A 15515-nucleotide genomic window follows, 5' to 3' on the forward strand; every position below is an offset into this window, starting at 1 on the left:
CCGGCGGAGGCCACCGCGGCGCCGGCGGCAGAGGGCGCACCGGCGGCTGAGGCGCGCCAGGAGACGCGTCAGGATCGTCCCGGCCGCGAGCGCTTCGCGGGCAAAGGCCGCGACAATGACAACCGCCGCGACAAGTTCGATCGCAACAAGGGCGACCGCAACAAGGGTGGTGGTCGCGACAAGGGCGAGCGTGGCGGCCGTGATTTCGGCGGCCGCGACAAGGGCGGCCGCGACAAACGCGAGAGCGGCCCCTCGCACCGTCAATGGGCAACCAGTGCGAGCCCGCGCGATCGCGATCGTCCGGTCGATCCCAATTCGCCATTTGCAAAACTGGCGGCGCTGAAGGAACAGCTTGCGGGCAACCGCAAGGAGTAAGCGTTTTCGAGCGAAAGCCTGCCCCGGACTTGATCCGGGGGGGTACCGGTTCGCGTTCAAGAAGACGCGTCAAAAATAGACTACGGGAAGGTCGTTGGAGCGCCAGCGTCTCGATAAATGGCTGTGGCACGCGCGGGTGGTGAAGGCCCGCACCTCGGCTGCCGCCCTCGTCGAAGCCGGTCATGTGCGCATCAACGGCGTGCGCGAAACGGCGCCCGGCCACTCGGTGAAGATCGGCGACGTCTTGACGATCGGGCTCGATCGCAGCGTGCGCATTCTCAAAGTGGTGGGATTTTCCGAGCGGCGGGGCGATGCTGCGGCCGCGCGCGTGCTCTACGATGATTTGCAGAACGTCAAACAATAACTATCTGCATTTGGCTCGCAGGGACGCCTGAAAAACGGCCGCTAGAGGCCCGCCGCTTCCCTTGCGGCAGCGCACCGCATGCGCTACGCCAACCCCGGAAAACTGATCCGTTTCGGAGCCTTGTTCGGAGCCCTGGATGACTTACGTCGTCACTGAAGCCTGCATCAAATGCAAATATACCGACTGCGTTGAAGTCTGCCCCGTCGACTGCTTCTACGAGGGCGAGAACATGCTGGTCATCCATCCCGACGAATGCATCGACTGCGGCGTCTGCGAACCCGAATGTCCCGCCGACGCCATCAAGCCGGACACCGAGCCCGGCCTGGAGAAGTGGCTCGAGGTCAACACCGAGTACGCCAAGAGCTGGCCCAACATCACCCAGAAGAAGGAAGCGCCGACCGACGCGAAAGAATTCGAAGGTGTGGAAGGCAAGTTCGAGAAATATTTTTCCAAGGAACCCGGCACCGGCGATTAGCCTGTGGATAAGTTAAGGGCTCATTGAGCCTGTTTTCCGCCCCAATCTGAACCGAATCAGCCTCGCGGATTTAACCCTGTTAGCGGTCTTATGACGGAAACGGCCCCGTAAAGGTCCGGAACCGGGCGTAAATCATTGATTTTTGCGGAAAATGTGCTATATTGGGCACATTACAAGCCGAACCTGGCCATGCGTACCATTTGGCCCCGGTGGGTTACCCGTAAAAACATCGAACAGGGGCGTGGCAGTTCCGCGCGCAGGCTGTGTCACAGAAAACGCGTAAAAAGAGTGCTTCCAAGACCACGAAAAAAGCCGCTCCGGCCAGCCGCAGCGCAACCAAAGGCCGTGCCAAGGCAACCGTAAAGGTCGCCAGGAAGGTTGCGGCCACAAAGTCCTCAAAGAACAAAAGAAGCGCAATGCCAGAAAAGACTGCCAAGACTGCCGCGAAAGCGACGGGTTCGAAGACCACTGCGTCGAAAGTTGCTGCCAAAGCTCCAGTGAAGGCCCCTGTGAAGGCTGCGCCCCCGAAAGCCGCCGTTGCGCCGAAGGCTCCCGTCAAGCCGGCCGCCGCCGCGCCGCGCGTCGAGGAGCCGAAGAAGGTCGTGACCCAGCGTCAGGGCTTCAAGGCCAATGAATTCGTGGTCTATCCCGCCCACGGCGTTGGCCAGATCCTGGCCATCGAGGAGCAGGAGATCGCGGGCGCCAAGCTCGAGCTGTTCGTGATCAATTTCATGAAGGACAAGATGACGCTCCGCGTGCCGACCGCCAAGGTCGCCAATGTCGGCATGCGCAAGCTGTCCGAGCCGGCGCTGGTCAAGAAGGCGCTGGAAACCCTCAAGGGCCGCGCGCGCGTCAAGCGCACGATGTGGTCGCGCCGGGCGCAGGAATACGAAGCGAAGATCAATTCGGGCGACATCGTCGCGATCGCCGAAGTGGTCCGCGATCTCTACCGTTCGGAATCGCAGCCCGAACAGTCCTACAGCGAACGCCAGCTCTATGAAGCCGCGCTCGATCGGCTGTCGCGCGAAATCGCCGTGGTCCAGCATTCGACGGAGACCGAAGCGGTCAAGGAAATCGAGAGCCAGCTCGCCAAGAGCCCGCGCCGCGGCGCCAAGGCCGAGGCAACCGGGGCTGACGGCGAAGCCGACGAGGCTGATGTCGAAGCCGACGGTGATGACGCTGCCGTGGCGGATGAGGCTGCCTGAAAGGATCCCAATTCCAGGGATTGAAACGAAAAGCCCGGTCGCCAGACCGGGCTTTTTGCTGGGTTGCGCCCGCAAGCGAGCACTTCCTCCGGACGCGCGCCATAACCTGCAAAGAGGCCGCGGACAGTTCACGCCGCCTGTTAGCCTTTTGTTAACCATACCGGCTCAGCATCTCGGATCAGTCGCCAAGGCCTCGGCCCGAGGGCGGTTGATGGTTCATCCGGGGGGCGAGCCAAGGCTCGCAGGGGCTCCAGGGAGTAACGCCATGTCGTTTCCTGATGCACGACCCCAAGCAAATCTGCTTTCCGAGTTCGCCCTGGCAATTGTCGGCGCACTTGGCTTGGGCGTCCCGATTGCGGCAGCGATCATCTGGATATGTTCCTGAATAACGTGTCGCTTTACGCCATTCGGTCGCGCGATCGCGCCTCCGATAAACGGCTCCGCGCCGAAGCCATCCACCCTGATTTGCGGGACGTTGGATTGCTTCCGCCTTCAGCGAAGCTGACAAGTCGCTCGCACTCGAGTGGTGGTACCTTGCCTCAACCCATCGTGCCGCCGTTCGCCCGGAATGTGGCCAAATTTTCGGCCATTTGTGACCAAAATTAAAAGAGAGGCTCCCGTCCGCGTCTAATTGAACCGCAGGGGTGTTCAATGAACAGACAAATTCCGCCAGTCCTTGTCGTCGCTTGCATGGCTGCTTTCGCGCCGGTTGGCGCTGCAAACGCAAAGGCCATGGAATGCAGTGTCGCGCGGCCGGCGAAAGCGCAAGGGCATTGGTCCTGGCGCCTGATCGACGGCCGAAAATGCTGGTACGCCGGCAAGACCGTGATCTCGAAATCATTGTTGCAGTGGCCTGCGAAGGCGCCGGCGCAAGCGAAAGCCGATGCAGCGCCCGCGCAAGCCAAAGTCGTCGCGGTGCCCGTCGTCGCCGCCACGGACATACGTAGCGACCCCATGGATGCACAGGCGCGGCTGCTCGACGATGCCAATAGTTTCGAGGCCAATAGTTTCGAGGCGCGTTGGCGCGCGCGCGTGATTACCGAGTAGATTTAGATTGTACGAACTTTCTCAACACGTCGTCGCCTGCTTAGGCGAGGACGACGCGGTGGCTATGTCGCTCTCTCCACGTCATTGCCTACGACAAACGCGAAGCGTTTGCGCAAGGGAGCTCGCGACAAAATTGCAAAGCAATTTTGCGCTGAAGCGACGAAGCAATCCACACCGTTTGCTCGGCCGTGGATTGCTTCGCTTGCGCTCGCAATGACGAGGTAGCGAGTGTCCGCGCCTCAATCCACCACGATCTTCACGCGATCGCGCGGCTTGACCTGGGCGTGCTGGTCGAGGCCGTTGAGGATGCGGAAGCGTTCGGCCGGGCGGTCGACGCCGGTCATGCGATGGGAGAGGGATTCCACGGTATCGCCGGGCTGCACCGTGATGACCTTGATGCGCAGCGGGCGCGCGGCCTGGATTTCGTCGAGCGTCAGGCGGCGGAACGAGTTGACGGTCTCGCGCGCATTGCGCTCGCTTTCGGTGTTGCGCTGCTTGGCGGCGAAGATGAAGCGGTAGACGTCGCTGCCGTAACGCAACGCAAAGACCTTGAACTGCCACTGGTCGCCGTTCGCAGAAGCCGAAGCCACTGGGAAACCGTTGATCATGAGGTCTTCGGTCGAGCCCTTGTCGACGCCTTCCATCCAGCCGGAATTGAGATAATCGGCAAGCGACTGTTCGGCCGGCACGCGCACCACGTCGAAGCGCATCGCCTGCGTGCCGCCGTCGCGCACGCCGATCACGGCCTGCGCGGTGTTATCCAGCGTGAACGTTTCGGGCGCTGCAAAGGTGAAGCCGAGCTTGGGATGCAGGAACCGCCGGCCGCGCACGAAACCTTCGCTGGGGTCCTCGCCGTAGACAATGTTATCGATCGCGGCGAGGTAGGTCTCGCGGTCGCGCTCGCCGTTCTGCGGAGAGGTGTATTGCCGGGCGCTGGCTTGCGCGTTCTGCACGCGCTCGGGCGTTGCCGGATGCGAGGACAGGAAATCCTGCGCGCGCGGATCGAGCGAGGTTTTGCCGGCTTTCAGCGCCGCGTTGCGTTCCATCGCGGCGAGGAATCGCGCCGCGCCATAGGGATCGAAACGCGCGCGGGCCGCAATGCCGACGCCGATGCCGTCGGCTTCGAATTCCTGCGCGCGCGAGAAGCTCGCCATCGTCAGCTTCGTTTTCGCCAGCGCCAGCGCCGTCAGATCGGGGTCGTTGCTCATGTCGGTGACGACACGGGTCACCACGGCCGCCTGCCGCGCCTGGTCCTCCCGGATCGAGGCATGCTTGGCCAGCACATGCGCCATTTCATGGCTCAGCACCGAGGACAATTCCGAGGTGTCGCTGGCAAGCGCCACCAGCCCGCGCGTCACATAGAGCTGGCCGGTCGGCAGTGCGAAGGCGTTCACCGCGCCGGAATTGAGGATGGTCACCCGGTAGGCCTGGTCAGGCCGGTCGGAGGCCGCGACCAGCCGGTCGACGGTCTTGCCGATCAGGGTGGCGAGCTTCGGATCGTCATAGGCGCCGCCATAAGAGGCGAGAATGCGCTCATGTTCGCGTTCGCTCGCGGGCGTCTGCGCGACGATGCGGCTCGGCTTCGGCGCCGCAACCGTCGGCGCGGGGGTCTCGAGCTTTCCGAGATTTCCACAGGAAGAAAGCGTGAGCGCGGCGCACAAAAGCGCCGGCGCAGCCAGAAGGCGGCAGCCCGTGTTCCCCTCGCGCCGTTGTGCACGATGCGTCAAATCAGCCACTGGATCACGATCCGATTTGGATCGTGATCTCATCCCTCTTTTTGCACTTGATCCAGCGAAAACCGGTGCCCAGTCTTCGGATCAAGCACTATTTCCCGCCCAGCACCTCGATCTGCCCCACCCGGAACAACTCGATCCGTGGTCCTCCCCGTGACGAGACGACGCCGCGGACACGAATCCGTCGATTTTCGAGCGACTTAGGTCCAAGGCCGGCGTTCTCGAACGCCGGTATGACGCGCCTTGAAATAGTCGCAGCAAAGTCCTGTGTCCAGTTCCGACCGAAATTCAGGTAGGTGGTTGCCCCCGCCTGCCGAACGGACAGCACTCTGCCCTCGACCAACGTAAACTGCCCAATCGCGGCCAGAATATCGCCCGGACTTTCCGCGTTTTTTATGGCGGTGGTTTCACCCCAAATGCCCAATTTGCCCTGCCGTGCGGTCGCCTCGGCCGCCGCCAGTGCCGCAGCGCAATTTTTGTCGGCTATATCGGTCGAAACCAATACTTCGCCGCGGCGCAGCAACTCGCTTTGCACCGAGTGTTCCGATCCTGTCACGAACACAAAGGCGGCCTGGCGGCCATAGCGATCCGGCATGTCGGCTTCGCCATGCAGCGTCACGTCGCGCCCGCCGGCGATAGCGGACAATGCTGCTCTGCCACTTACCCCATCGGTTCCAGCGCGCTCGATGCCGGCGAGGCGCACTTCGCGGCCGTCCTCGAGGCGAAAGCTGTGCACATCGGCCACCGCGACGACACGCCCTTCGCCCTGCGGCTCAAGCACGCAATCGGCGGCGTCGGCCCACCCCATGGAGGCCAGCACCAGAAGTGATGCGGCGCATGCCGGAAGCGAAGCGCGGCAACGCCATGCCGGACGGGTCATAACGCTGCTCTCTGCCCCGCTTGTTCCTGTATGCTCGATAGCAACGCCATTGCTACCAGAGATTGCCGCGCAGGGGGAGACCATGGAAGTCAACGGCATTGCACATATTTTTCTCACCGCCTCGAATTACGAACGCTCCCGCGATTTTTATCGCAAGCTGCTGCCGTTTCTCGGCCTGAAGCCGGTCATCGATACAGATACGACCTACTACTGCGTCGGCGGCCGCACCGCGGTCGGTATCAGCGCGCCATCGGCCGAGCATGAAGGCGCGGCGTTCGAGCAGAAGCGCGTCGGCCTGCATCACCTCTGCTTCCGCGCCCGCGAGCGCGCCGACGTCGATGAGCTGCACGGTTTCCTCCAGACGCTCGGCGCCAAGATTATCCGCGCGCCGCGCGAGGACCAGTGGGCGCCGGGATATTACTCGATCCTGTTCGAGGATCCCGATGGCATAAGGCTCGAGCTCAATCATGTGCCGGGGAAGGGATTGTTGGGGTAGTTCACGCAGTGTGTAGGATGGGTGGAGCGAAGCGATACCCATCGCTCTCACAAACGGCAATTGATGGGTATCGCTTCGCTCCACCCATCCTACACACTGGTTGTGCAACGCTGCTCGCTGCAAATCGCGCGCGCATCAAGATCCAGTTGTCGTCATCATGTCATGCGCTGCTTGGTAGCGAGCACCGTAGCCGAGCACCGCTTGCGCAAGAAATAGAGAGCTAATCGCAGTCAAACTGCTGCATCAAGGTGTGCCATCTGAGGGACATTGGGATAAGTTTTCGTCGCCGTGGCCCAACATTCGGCCTGCTGTCAACCACACATTCCGGTGGAGCCAATGCAGCAGATTTCAAACTGGCTCGAGAAGCTTGGGCTTGAACAATACGCGCTACGTTTTGCCGAGAACGGGATCGATCTTAGTGTCCTTCCCGAACTGACGGACCAGGACTTCGACAGGCTCGGGGTTCTGCTCGGCCATCGACGTAAAATGCTGCGCGCGATCGCCGAACTCAATCAAGGCGAACTGGTCGCCGAGCCGGCGCTTCGGCATGATGCCGAGCGACGCCACCTCACCGTCATGTTCTGCGATCTGGTAGGCTCGACTGCGCTCTCGGCTCGCCTCGATCCCGAGGACATGTGGGAGGTGATCCGCGCCTATCGGGCCGCCTGCGCGAGGGTGATTGCCACTTACGACGGCAGTCTCGCAAGGTTTGTTGGCGACGGGATACTCGCCTATTTCGGCTATCCCCGCGCCCACGAGGATGACGCGGAGCGCGCCGTGCGAGCGGGGCTCGACATCATCGCCGCGGTAGGACCGCTTGAAACGCGCTCGGAACGGGTCAAGGTGCGGATCGCGATCGCGACCGGGCTGGTGGTGGTGGGCGACCTCATCAGCGGAGGCGCGTCGGAGCAACAGGCAATGGTCGGCGATACTCCGAACGTCGCTGCCCGGCTCCAGGGCCTCGCGGAGCCGGGGGCGGTCGTCGTTGCTGCTTCGACGCGCGAGCTGCTTGGCGATCTATTCATTTTTCGCAACCTCGGCTTCCGGGAGGTCAAGGGCATCGCCGAACCCATCGCGGTCTGGGCGGTCGAAGGTGGAGCTGCATCGGAGAGCCGCTTCGAGGCGGTGCGTACCGCGCGCTCGATGGGCTTTGTCGGCCGCAAGGCAGAGATCGAATTCGCGCTCTCGCGCCAGCAATTGGCGTGGCAGGGTCAGGGCCAATTGGTGCTGATTTCCGGCGAGGCCGGGATCGGCAAATCGCGCATTGTTGCAACGCTCTCCGAGAGCTTGGCGTTGGGGACGCACCGCCGGATACGGTATCAGTGCTCGCCCTACCACACCAACAGCGCGCTCCATCCCTTTGTCGCCCAGCTCGAGCGCGCTGCCGGCATCGGGTCACAGGATACATCCGAGCAAAAGCTCGACAAGCTTGAGGCAATGCTCGCGCTTGGAACGGACCAGGTCGCTAATGCGACACCGCTCATCGCCGCGCTGCTTTCGATTCCAACCGGCGAGCGCTATCCGCCGCTCGGCTTGAGTCCGGTGCAACAGCGGCGACAGACCTTTGCTGCCCTTCTCGACCAGCTTGAGGGTTTGGCGCGGCAGCAACCTGTGTTGATTGTCTGCGAGGACATGCATTGGGCTGATGCCACGTCGCTTGAACTGTTCGATCTTACCGTCGACCGGATCAGGGGACTGCCGATACTCGTGCTCATGACCTTCCGGCCTGAGTTCGAGCCGCCTTGGGCGGGTCTTGCCAACGTCAGTCTGCTGCAGCTCGATCGGCTTGACCGGCAGGACACGCGCGCGTTGGTCGAGCAGGTGACCGCCGGTCGACAACTGCCTCGCGAAATGATGGCGCAAATCATCGACAGGACGGATGGTGTCCCGCTATTCGTGGAAGAATTGACCAAGATGGTGCTGGAGTCCGGGTTGCTGGTGCAAAATGCCGGGCGCTATCGCCTCGATAGTCCGCTGCCGCCGCTTGCCATTCCCGCGACGCTGCAGGACTCGCTGATGGCGCGGCTTGACCGGCTGGCGCCGGTCAAGGAAGTGGCACAGATAGGCGCTGCCATCGGCCGCGACTTCTCATACACGCTGCTGCGATGTGTAGCGGGGCGCGATGATCTGACGCTGTGCGCCGCGCTGACGCAGCTTGAAGAGGCGGAACTGCTATTGCGCCGCGGCACGCCGCCGGAAGCGAACTACAGCTTCAAGCATGCGCTCGTTCAGGAAGCAGCTTACGAGAGTCTGCTCAAGAGCCGCCGGCAACTGCTCCACCGGCAAATCGGCGATGTCCTGCGTGAGACGTTTCCGAGCATCGCTGAGATCGAGCCGGAACTGCTGGCATATCACTTCACGGAAGCGGGGCTGAGCAGAATAGCCCTCGAGTGGTGGCGCAAGGCGGGTCAGCAGGCGCTGAAGCGCTCGGCATACACAGAAGCAATCGCACATCTCGGCAAGGCGGTTGCGCTCGCCGATGGCTTGCCCGATGAGCCGGGCCGGACCATGAACCGGCTCCATCTTCAAATCGCCTATGGCCGCGCGCTGCGGGGCAGCCTTGGTCACAGCGCTCCCGAAACGGTTGCAGCCTGGAAGCGCGCCCGACAGTTCGCAGCCGACATCAATGATCCGGTCGAACTGGCGCCGATCCATGCGGGCCTGTTCAACGCCTGCCTGACGCATGGCGAGATCGCGCCGATGCGGGAGTTGACGGAGGCAGTCATGGGCGTCGCCAGGCAGCGACCGGAATCGCCGGTGGCCGCGGTCGTCGCACACTCTACAGCCGGGGTAACCTGCTGGTTCGGCGGCGATTACCTCAACGCGCGACTGCATCTCGAGCGCGCGCTTGCGATCTATGAGGCTGAGCCTGATCCAGCGACCTTCAAGGCATCGGCGCTGGACCTGCCTTTCGTCATCAAGAGGTTTCTTGCCCTGGTGCTTTGGCCGCTCGGCACGATTGATCGATCGCGCCGGCTCGCTGCCGAAGCGGTACGCGCCACCGCAAATAGGCCGGCGCTTTCTCAAGCCAATGCCCTCGTTCACAAGGCGGTCTTCGATGGCCTATGCGGGGGCATGTTGCAGGAAACAGAGACTATACTGGCTCTCGGCCTCGCGCGCGAGCACACGATGCCGTTGTATATAGCCGCCGGCAGCTACCTGAACGGCCTGGCAAAGTGGCGCGCCGGCGACCGGATAGGTGGGCTTTCGGAAATGCAACGGGGCTGGACATTACTTCACGAGAATGACTGCTACCTCTGTGAACCGTTTTGGGGGATGCAGGTTGCGGTGGCGAATGCGGAGGCCGGGCAAGCTGAGAGCGGGTTGGAAATTTTGCAGGAGTTGATCGCGTGGACGGAGCAATCCGGCCAGCATTGGCTCGATGCCGAGCTGCATCGCAGCCAGGGCGAGCTCCTGTTGCGTGTCGACCCACCGGGCGTTTCGATGGCCGAAGACGCCTTCAGCAGAGCCCTGGAAATCGCCCGAATCCAACGGACGAAGACTTTTGAGCTACGCAGCGCAGTTGGACTTGCGCGCCTCTACTGTGCAAACGGGCGAGCCGAGGCAATACCCGAGGTGCTTGCACCAGTTCTTGTTGATTTCGACACGGAGCGAGATCTGCCCGAAATCGAAGAGGCGGAAACCTTGCTCAAGCGTGGACAAGTGGCACGGCCCGGCACCTGATGAGTGTGTAGGATGGGTTGAGCGAAGCGATACCCATCGCTCCTACAGGCGGCGATTGATGGGTATCGCTGCGCTCACCCATCCTACCGGATCATTCCGTTTAACGGAAAACGTCTGCGCCTTGCCGCTGTTGAACCCATGCGGCATGATCGCGGCGAGCAGAATTCAAAGCCGCAGGCAATGTGGCGCGTGAACAGGGAGGCTTCCGTGAAGAGAGCAGCAACGGGCATTGTCGCTGTGGTACTGGCGATGTCGGCGAGTGCGGCGCTGGCGCAGGGCAAGCCGCCGCTCAAGCTTGGCGGCATCCTCGACATGTCCGGGCTTTACGCTGATATCACCGGACCGGGCAGCGAGACCGCGGCGAAGATGGCGGTGGAGGATTTTGGCGGCGAGGTGCTGGGACGCAAGGTCGAGATCGTTGCGGCGGATCATCTCAACAAGGCCGACCTTGCCGCCAGCATCGCGCGCGACATGCTCGACAATCAGGGTGTCGAGATGCTGTACGACGTGGCGGCGTCCGCGACCGCGCTTGCCGCCGGCGAGATTGCGAAAGCGCGCAACAAGATCGTGATGTATAGCGGCCCGGCCTCGATCCGCCTCAGCAACGAGGCCTGCGGCCCCTACACCGTGCATTACTCCTACGACACCTTTGCGCAGGCCAACGTCACCGGGCTCGCCACCGTCAAATCAGGTTTTGAGACCTGGTTCTTCCTCACCGCCGATTATGCCTTCGGCCAGGACCTTGAAAAGGATACCACCAACGTGGTGGCAAAGGCCGGCGGCAAGGTGCTCGGCAGCGTCAAGCATCCGCTCAACACCTCGGACTTCTCCTCGTTCCTGCTGCAGGCGCAGAGTTCGAAGGCGAAGGTCGTCGGCCTTGCCAATGCCGGCGGCGACACCATTAACGCGATCAAGCAGGCGGCGGAATTTGGTCTGACCAGGAGCGGCGGCCAAAAGCTCTCGCCGCTGCTCGCCTTCGTTACCGATATCGACAGCGTCGGGTTGGAGACGGCGCAGGGTCTCCTGCTTGCCGAAGCCTTCTATTGGGACCTTAACGACGACACCCGCGCGTTCTCAAAACGCTTCATGGAGCGCGTCAAGCGGCCGCCGACCGCGGCGCAGGCCAGTGTCTATTCGTCGGTCCTGCATTACCTGAAAGCTGTCAAGGCCGCGGGCACCACGGATGCGGCCGTGGTCATGAAGGTCATGAAGGAGACGCCGGTCAACGACATGTTCGCCAAAAACGGCAAGATCCGCGAGGACGGCCGCATGGTGCACGACATGTATCTGTTCGAGGTCAAGAAGCCGTCTGAATCGAAGGCGCGCTGGGACTATTACAAGCTCCTGGCCACCATCCCCGGCAGCGAGTCGTTCCAGCCGCTGGAAGCCTCGCGCTGTCCGCTGGTGAAGAAATAAACACCGTCATTCCGGGATGGTCCGAAGGACCAGACCCGGAATCTCGAGATTCCGGGTTCGATGCTTCGCATCGCCCCGGAATGACGGAGTAACCAACCAACAACAACGAAAGCACGACACATGAGCGCAAACGAAATGGTCCTCCAGAAGCTCGAACAGGGCTTGCTCACCATCACCATGAACCGCCCCGACCGCCGCAATGCGCTCAACCCGGACATGACGCGCGGACTGGTGGAGGCGGCGCGGCGCGCGGCTGAGGATCACGAGGTGCGGGCGGTGCTGATCAAGGGCGCGGGCGGCACGTTCTGTGTCGGCGGCGACGTCAAATCTATGGCGGAGGGCAGGGCGCCGCTCGGCTTCGAGGCCAAGATGGCCAATCTGCGCCGCGGCATGGAAGTTTCCCGCATCCTGCACCAGATGCCGAAGCCGGTGGTGGCGCAGCTCGATGGCGCCGCCGCTGGCGCCGGGCTCTCGATCGCGCTGTCCTGCGACATGCGCATCGCCAGCGCCTCCTGCAAGATCACCACAGCTTTCGCCAAGGTCGGATTGTCAGGCGATTACGGCGGCACCTATTTCCTGACCCAGATGCTCGGCGGCGCCAAGGCGCGCGAGCTTTATCTGATGTCGCCGGTGCTGTCGGCGCAGGAGGCCTACAACCTCGGCATGGTGACCAAGGTAGTGCCCGACGCCGACATCGACGCCGAGGCGCACGATCTTGCGATGTCGCTGGCGCAAGGACCGTCGGTGACGCTGGGCTACATCAAGCGCAACATCAACAACGCCGAGACGATGTCGCTGGAAGCCTGCTTCGACGCCGAAGCCATCCACCACTCGCGCTCCGGCGACACGGCCGACCACAAGGAAGCGGCAAAAGCCTTTGTCGAGAAGCGCAAGCCCATCTTTCAGGGACATTGATATGGCCGAATATCTCAGGCTGCGGCAGATCTGCCTGGTGGCGCCGCATCTGGAGCCGGTGATCTCGGATATATCAGGGATCATGGGCCTCAACGTCTGCTACCGCGACGGCAACGTCACGAAATACGGGCTGGAGAATGCGCTGCTGCCGGTCGACACCATTTTGCTGGAGGTGGTGGCGCCGACCCAGCCGGGCACCGCGGCGGGGCGCTTTCTCGACAAGACCGGCGGCCGCGGCGGCTACATGGCGATCTTCTGCTGCGACGATCCCGACGCGCGCGGCAAGCGCGCCAACGAGATCGGCGTGCGCACCGCCAACGTGATCACGCACGCGCCCTACCACGGCGTGCAACTGCACCCGCGCGATTGCCGCGCTGCGTTCATCGAGTTCAATCACACCGACGGCAGCGATGATATGCTGGGGCCCTATCCGCCGGCGGGGCCGGACTGGCAGAAGGCGATCCGCAAGGATGTGACGCTGGCGCTGAAGGAAGTCGAGATGCAGAGCCCGGATCCGCAAGGGCTCGCGGAGCATTGGGGGAAGATTTTGGGCACTGCCGTCAGCACAGGGGCGGTAGGTGAGCCGGAGCTGAAATTGCCCAACGCCAGCTTCCGCTTCATTAAGGAAGACAGCGATCTGATGAGCGGGCTGACGTTCAGGGTGGCCAATATCGCGAAAGTGCGCGATGCCGCGAAGGCAAGAGGCTGCAAGGCGTCCGGCGATGCGTTCGATCTTTGCGGGGTAACGTTTAGGCTTGTGGCGTAGTGAGATCCATCAACGGGTCGTCCCTGCGAACGCAGGGACCCATAACCACAGGTGCTCGCAGTGTAGCAAGGTGTCTGCCAGCCTGCCTTTTCCTAAGGCCGCGGCGTATGGGTCCCTGCGTTCGCAGGGACGACGTGTTGAGAGGCTCGTGCTAAATCACCGCCCCTTGAAATTCGCGGCGCGGCGCTCTGCCGTGGCCTTCACGCCTTCCTTGAAATCCTCCGTCGCGCGCAGCTTGGTCTGTTCGGCGAGTTCGTGGTTGGTGGCGGCCATCACGCGGTCGGCGAGGCCAGCGCGCATGGTGGCGCGGGTCGAGATCAGGCCGAGCGGCGAGCATTCGGCGATCTCTGCGGCGAGCTTCATGGCTTCTGTACGCACCTGATCCTGCGGCACGCAGAGATTGGCGAGGCCCATCCTTGTGGCTTCCTCGCCGGTGACGCGGCGGCTGGTGTAGAAGATCAGTTCCGCATTGTTCTTGCCGACCAGTTCGGGAAGCGTCGTGGTCAGGCCAAAACCCGGATGAAAACCGAGCTTGGTGAAGTTGGCGGCGAAGCGTGCTTCGGGGCAGGTGACGCGGAAATCGGCCGATACCGCTAGCCCCAGCCCACCGCCGATGGCGGCGCCGTGGACGGCCGCGACGACCGGCTTCTTGTTGCGGAAGATGCGCACCGCCTGAACATAGAGATGGTTGATCGGCAGATTGGCCGCCGGATCGTTCTGCGCACTCGCTTCCTGCTCCTGCCGCTTCGGATCGGAGAAGTCGGCGCCGGCGCAGAACGCCTTGCCTTGGGCTGCCAGCACCGAGGCGCGGATTTCGATGTCGTTGTCGAACTCTTCCAGCGCGTCCGCGATCTGGTTGATCAGCGAGACGTCGAAGAAGTTCAGGGGTGGCTTGCGGATCTCGATCAGGCCGACATGGCCATGCTTCTCGACGCCGATATCAGTGTATTTGCTCATCACGTTTCCTCGTTGAATTAGCGCAAACCAAGCCCGCGGGCGATGATGCCGCGCAGCACTTCGGTGGTGCCGCCCTGGATCGTCAGCTTGGGCGCGGTCTTGATGGCGAAGTCGAGCTGCTTTTCCAGCGTCTCGCGGTTGGTGGCAGTTTCCTCGACAAAGGCGGCAAGCTCGCGCACGCGATGGGGCAATTGCTGCTCCCAGATGGTGCCGATGTCTTTCACGATCGACGCCTCGACCACCGGCTCCTTGCCGGCCTGCAGCATGCCCGCCACTGACACCGACATGCGCCGCATGGTGTGGACCTGCGCTACCAGGCGGCCGATGCCCTCGGCGCTGCGGGTGTCCGGCTTGTTGCCGACGGCGCGGACCAGTTCGGTCAGCACGTAATAGGTTTCAAGGAAGCGCTCGGGGCCGGAACGTTCATAGGCGAGCTCCGAGGTCGCCTGCTTCCAGGCGCCGTCGACTTCGCCGAGTACGTGATCGTCGGGAATGAAATGGTCGGTGAAAACAACCTCGTTGAATTCATACTGCCCGGTGATCTGGCCGATCGGGTTCACCTGAATGCCCGGCTGCTTCATCTTGACGAGAAATTGCGTCAGGCCGTGGCGGCGGTTCTCTTTCGTCGGCGGGGAGGTGCGGAAGATCGCGATCATGTAGTCGGCGATATGGGCCGAGGAGGTCCATATCTTGGTGCCATTGATCAGATAGCCGCCGTCGGTCTTGGTCGCGCGCGTCTTCGCCGCGAACAGGTCGGAGCCGGAGTTCGGCTCGCTCATGCCGATCGCAAAGCAGATCTCGCCGCGACAGATGCGCGGCAGGATGTCCATCTTGATATTTTCCGGCGCGTATTTCAGCAGCACCGGGCCGCTCTGCCGGTCGGCGACGAAGAAGCGTCGCGTCGGCGCGTTCGCGACGCGCATTTCCTCGGTCACCACATAGCGCTCGAGGAACGAGCGCTCGTGGCCGCCATATTTCTTCGGCCAGGTCATGCCGAGCCAGCCGCGCGCGCCGACCTTGCGGGAGAACTCCGGCACGTCGGTGTCTTCGCGGTTCGGCTGGTGCGGATCGAAGGTGCCGGCGGCGATTTCCTCGGCGAGGAAGGCGCGCACTTCCTTGCGCAACTGCTCGCATTCGGACGGCAGGCGGATCGGATCGAAACGGAGGGCTGCGGTCATTGTTGGTCTCGACTTCTAAAGCCA

The 15515-nt window shown here is 62.6% G+C and carries 13 protein-coding genes and 1 pseudogene; 10 read left to right on the top strand and 4 right to left on the bottom strand.

What is annotated here, in order from left to right; genetic code table 11:
• The 5 genes and pseudogenes from CP49_RS46570 to CP49_RS39950 form a co-directional block, all read left to right on the top strand.
• Positions 1-375: pseudogene (locus tag CP49_RS46570) on the top strand (helicase-related protein); the annotation flags it as partial.
• 94 nt (positions 376-469) lie between these two features.
• Positions 470-739 carry an RNA-binding S4 domain-containing protein gene (locus CP49_RS39935; RefSeq protein WP_057855566.1) on the top strand — a complete coding sequence of 90 codons (270 nt, stop codon included), beginning with the start codon at positions 470-472 and terminating at the stop codon, positions 737-739.
• Positions 740-875: 136 nt separating this feature from the next.
• Positions 876-1214: a ferredoxin FdxA gene (gene fdxA / locus CP49_RS39940; RefSeq protein WP_057855567.1), complete on the top strand. Its 339-nt coding sequence runs from the start codon at positions 876-878 to the stop codon at positions 1212-1214.
• A 416-nt stretch (positions 1215-1630) separates the two neighbouring features.
• Positions 1631-2419, top strand: coding sequence for a CarD family transcriptional regulator (locus CP49_RS39945; RefSeq protein ID WP_082646475.1), 789 nt, complete (start codon positions 1631-1633; stop codon positions 2417-2419).
• Positions 2420-3151: 732 nt separating this feature from the next.
• Positions 3152-3466, top strand: coding sequence for a hypothetical protein (locus CP49_RS39950; RefSeq protein WP_156438909.1), 315 nt, complete (start codon positions 3152-3154; stop codon positions 3464-3466).
• A gap of 239 nt (positions 3467-3705) precedes the next feature.
• On the opposite strand, the gene CP49_RS39955 is transcribed toward CP49_RS39950, so the two are convergent.
• Entirely contained in the window at positions 3706-5193 is a 1488-nt protein-coding gene (locus CP49_RS39955; protein ID WP_245311105.1) for a M48 family metalloprotease, read from the bottom strand.
• Positions 5194-5290: 97 nt separating this feature from the next.
• Entirely contained in the window at positions 5291-6079 is a 789-nt protein-coding gene (locus CP49_RS39960) for a thermonuclease family protein (RefSeq protein WP_197423366.1), read from the bottom strand.
• An 82-nt stretch (positions 6080-6161) separates the two neighbouring features.
• Here CP49_RS39960 and CP49_RS39965 point away from each other — a divergent pair, with 82 nt between their 5' ends.
• The 5 genes from CP49_RS39965 to CP49_RS39985 all read left to right on the top strand — a co-directional run bounded on the left by CP49_RS39965 (position 6162) and on the right by CP49_RS39985 (position 13356).
• Positions 6162-6575 (top strand): VOC family protein, encoded by a 414-nt coding sequence (locus CP49_RS39965; protein WP_057855570.1) that lies wholly within the window; start codon positions 6162-6164, stop codon positions 6573-6575.
• Positions 6576-6911: 336 nt separating this feature from the next.
• Positions 6912-10259, top strand: coding sequence for an adenylate/guanylate cyclase domain-containing protein (locus tag CP49_RS39970; RefSeq protein ID WP_057855571.1), 3348 nt, complete (start codon positions 6912-6914; stop codon positions 10257-10259).
• 249 nt (positions 10260-10508) lie between these two features.
• Positions 10509-11675 carry an ABC transporter substrate-binding protein gene (locus CP49_RS39975; RefSeq protein WP_420807692.1) on the top strand — a complete coding sequence of 389 codons (1167 nt, stop codon included), beginning with the start codon at positions 10509-10511 and terminating at the stop codon, positions 11673-11675.
• Positions 11676-11795: 120 nt separating this feature from the next.
• Complete coding sequence (locus CP49_RS39980) at positions 11796-12590, top strand: enoyl-CoA hydratase (protein ID WP_057855572.1); 795 nt, start codon at positions 11796-11798, stop codon at positions 12588-12590.
• 1 nt (position 12591) lies between these two features.
• Positions 12592-13356 carry a VOC family protein gene (locus CP49_RS39985; protein WP_057855573.1) on the top strand — a complete coding sequence of 255 codons (765 nt, stop codon included), beginning with the start codon at positions 12592-12594 and terminating at the stop codon, positions 13354-13356.
• Between the two features lie 156 nt (positions 13357-13512).
• On the opposite strand, the gene CP49_RS39990 is transcribed toward CP49_RS39985, so the two are convergent.
• Together CP49_RS39990 and CP49_RS39995 are read right to left on the bottom strand one after the other, a co-directional pair.
• Complete coding sequence (locus CP49_RS39990) at positions 13513-14313, bottom strand: enoyl-CoA hydratase/isomerase family protein (RefSeq protein ID WP_057855574.1); 801 nt, start codon at positions 14311-14313, stop codon at positions 13513-13515.
• 17 nt (positions 14314-14330) lie between these two features.
• Positions 14331-15491, bottom strand: a complete 1161-nt coding sequence (locus tag CP49_RS39995) for an acyl-CoA dehydrogenase family protein (protein WP_057855575.1) — start codon at positions 15489-15491, stop codon at positions 14331-14333.
• Between the last annotated feature and the right edge of the window lie 24 nt (positions 15492-15515).

Origin of the sequence: Bradyrhizobium valentinum (assembly GCF_001440405.1) — a bacterium.
In the GTDB taxonomy this organism is placed as follows: domain Bacteria; phylum Pseudomonadota; class Alphaproteobacteria; order Rhizobiales; family Xanthobacteraceae; genus Bradyrhizobium; species Bradyrhizobium valentinum.